Source organism: Pseudoroseomonas cervicalis ATCC 49957 (assembly GCF_000164635.1).
In the GTDB taxonomy this organism is placed as follows: Bacteria; Pseudomonadota; Alphaproteobacteria; order Acetobacterales; family Acetobacteraceae; genus Pseudoroseomonas; species Pseudoroseomonas cervicalis.
Genome location: NZ_GG770793.1, coordinates 1 through 2956, shown reverse-complemented (window position 1 = coordinate 2956; position 2956 = coordinate 1). Strand labels below are relative to the sequence as shown.

The 2956-nt window shown below is 72.1% G+C and carries 4 protein-coding genes; 3 read left to right on the top strand and 1 reads right to left on the bottom strand.

Annotated elements, in window-relative coordinates; genetic code table 11:
* Nucleotides 1-40 precede the first annotated feature (40 nt).
* Entirely contained in the window at nucleotides 41-1228 is a 1188-nt protein-coding gene (locus tag HMPREF0731_RS19050; protein ID WP_007005841.1) for an alpha-hydroxy acid oxidase, read from the bottom strand.
* A gap of 100 nt (nucleotides 1229-1328) precedes the next feature.
* Between HMPREF0731_RS19050 and HMPREF0731_RS19045 the strand changes: the two genes are divergently transcribed.
* The 3 genes from HMPREF0731_RS19045 to HMPREF0731_RS19035 form a co-directional block, all read left to right on the top strand.
* Nucleotides 1329-2096, top strand: coding sequence for a FadR/GntR family transcriptional regulator (locus tag HMPREF0731_RS19045; protein ID WP_007005840.1), 768 nt, complete (start codon nucleotides 1329-1331; stop codon nucleotides 2094-2096).
* Between the two features lie 106 nt (nucleotides 2097-2202).
* Nucleotides 2203-2763, top strand: a complete 561-nt coding sequence (locus HMPREF0731_RS19040; protein WP_007005839.1) for an isochorismatase family protein — start codon at nucleotides 2203-2205, stop codon at nucleotides 2761-2763.
* A partial coding sequence (locus HMPREF0731_RS19035) for a type 1 glutamine amidotransferase family protein (RefSeq protein ID WP_007005838.1) occupies nucleotides 2760-2956 on the top strand: 197 nt, incomplete at its 3' end. The genes HMPREF0731_RS19040 and HMPREF0731_RS19035, both read left to right, overlap by 4 nt.

The window sequence follows — 2956 nt, the reverse complement described above, 5'->3', positions numbered from 1 at the left end:
CTGCGCGCGGCGTGAGGCCGCGCGCGGGGCTGCGGCGCGGCTACTCCGCCGCCTGCCGCGACTGGCCGGAGCGCAGCACATCGCCGCGGCGCGGCGCGTGCAGGATCTCCGGCGTGATGCCGGCAATCGTCTTGGTGCCGGTCAGCGCCATGGAGATGTCGAGCTCCTTGCGCATGATCTCGAGCGCCGTCGTCACCCCCGCCTGGCCACCGGCGGCCAGTCCGTAGAGCCAGGACTTGCCGATCATGCAGCCCTTGGCGCCCAGCGCCACGGCCTTCATCACATCCTGGCCGGAGCGGATGCCGCCATCGAACATCACCTCGATGCGCTCGCCCACCGCCTCGGCGATCGAGGGCAGCACGGAGATGGAGGAGGGCGCGCCATCCAGCTGCCGCCCGCCATGGTTGGAGACGACCAGCGCATCCGCCCCCGTCTCGGCGGCGATGCGCGCGTCATCGACATCCAGCACGCCCTTCAGGATCAGCTTGCCCGGCCAGATCGAGCGGATCCAGGCGACATCCTTCCAGGAGAGCGACGGATCGAACTGCCCGGCGATCCAATGGGACAGCGTGTTCAGCCCTTCCTTGGCGCCCGGCGCCTCGGTCAGGTTGCCGAAGGTCTTGCGCTTGCCCCGCAGCACCTCCAGCGCCCAGCGCGGTTTGGTTGCCACGTCCAGCATGTTCTTCACGGTGAGCTTCGGCGGCACCGCCAGCCCGTTCTTGATGTCCTGGTGCCGCTGCCCCTGGATCTGCAGGTCCAGCGTCAGCACCAGCGCCGAGCATTTCGCGGCGATGGCGCGCTCCACCAGCGAGCGGGCGAAGCCGCGGTCGCGCATGACGTAGAGCTGGAACCAGAAGGGCTTGTCCACCGCCCCCGCCACATCCTCGATCGAGCAGATCGACATGGTGGACAGGGTGAAGGGAATGCCGAAGGCCTGCGCCGCGCGGCAGCCATGGATCTCGCCATCGGCGTGGAACAAGCCGGTCAGCCCGGTAGGGGCGATGGCCAGCGGCATGGCGACCGGCTCGCCCAGCATGGTGGTCGCGGTGCTGCGGCCGGAGACGTCGATCATCACCCGCTGCCGCAGCTTCAGCGCCGCCAGGTCGTCGCGGTTGGCGCGCAGCGTCGCCTCGTCATAGGAGCCGCGATCGGCATAGTCGAAGATGGCGCGCGGGATGCGGCGCCGGGCAATCTGGCGCAGATCCTCGATATTGGTGACGGGCGGCATGGCATGTCCTGCTGCGGCGGGGAGAGGCGGATTTGCCCAATGTCCTCCGCCGCGCGGGTTTGGTAAAGAGTTTTGACCAGGATCGGAGCAGGACCGGGCCATGAACGATTTCCGGCCGCCGCCGCTCGCCGGAGCGGTGGCCGCCCATCTGGAGGCGCTGGTGCTGGAGGGCGTGCTGCGCCCCGGCGACCGGCTGGCCCCCGAGCGCGAGCTGGCGGCGAGGCTCGGCGTCTCCCGCCCCTCGCTGCGCGAGGCGCTGGCGCTGCTGGAGCAGAAAGGGCTGCTCGCCTCCTCCCGCGCCGGCACGGTGGTGGCGGATTTCCTGGCGCCGCTCTCCGCCCCGCTGGCCGGGCTGTTCGGCAGCAGCCCGCGCATCGGCCAGGATTATTTCGAATACCGCCGGCTGATCGAGCCGCAGGCGGCGGCGCTGGCGGCCAGCCGCATCACCGCGCCGGAGCGTGCCGCCTTGCAGGATTGCCTGGCGCGGATGGAGGCCGCGCATCGCCACGCCGCGCCGGCGGAGGAGGCCGAGGCCGACCTGCAACTGCACCTGCTGGTGCACGAGGCCAGCCACAACCTGGTGCTGCTGCATGTGCTGCGCGTCTTCGCCGGGCTGCTGAAGCGCGGCATCCTGTTCAGCCACGAGCAGTACTGGCAGCGCGACGCGTTGCGCGGCGAGATCCTGGCGCAGCACCGCGCGATCGGCGCCGCCATCCTGGCGGGCGACGCGGCGGCGGCGGAGGCGGCGATGCGCGCGCACATCCTGGCGACCGAGGCCGCCTTCCTCCAGCTGCGCGCGGAGGCGGCGCGCACCGATGCCAGCCTGCGCAAGCAGGAGCGGGAAGGGCTGCTGGCGGAGGAGGGCTGAGGCGGCGCGGATGGCGCGAACGGTCCCCTCTTTGTCCGCGCCCGGCCTTATGCGGCGCCGGCCGGGCGCTAGGCTGGCGCGGTCACCTTCCGCAGGAGCATGGGACATGACCGGCACCGCCCTCCTCGTCATCGACGCGCAGGACTCCTTCCGCCACCGCCCCTATTTCCGCGAGGACGACCTGCCCGCCTATCTGGAGCGCCAGCAGGCGCTGATCGACGGCGCCGCCGCCCGCGGCCTGCCGGTGCTCCAGGTCTTCCATGTCGAGGAGCAGGGGCCCTTCTCCGAGGCCTCGGGCCATGTCCGCACCCTGGCCCCGCTGCGCCTGGCGCCCGACGCGGTGTTCCGCAAGCGCCGGCACAGCGCGCTGGTCAACAGCGGCCTGGATGTCTGGCTGAACAGCCGCGGCATCACCCGCCTGATCGTCTCCGGCATCCGCACCGAGCAATGCTGCGAGACCACCACGCGCCACGCCTCCGATCTGGGCTACGCGGTGGATTACGTGGCCGAGGCGACGCTGACCTTCCCGATGACCGACGCCACCGGCCGCGTCTGGAGCGCCGCTGAGATCCGCGCCCGCACCGAGCTGGTGCTGGCCGGCCGCTTCGCCCGCATCGCCACGGTGGAGCAGGCGCTGGCCGGTGCGGCGGAGCGGCGCGCCGCGTGAGCGCCGCGCGGCCCGTCCCGGTGCTGGTGATCGTGCCGCCGCGCGTGCTGCTGCTCGACATCGCGGGGCCGGTGGAGGTGCTGCGCAAGGCCAATCTGGAGCAGGAGGCGCTGCGCTTCAGCGTCGCCTACCACGCGCCGGCGGGGCGGGCGGGCAGCTCGGTCGGGCTGGAGCTGGCCGGGCTGGCGCCGCT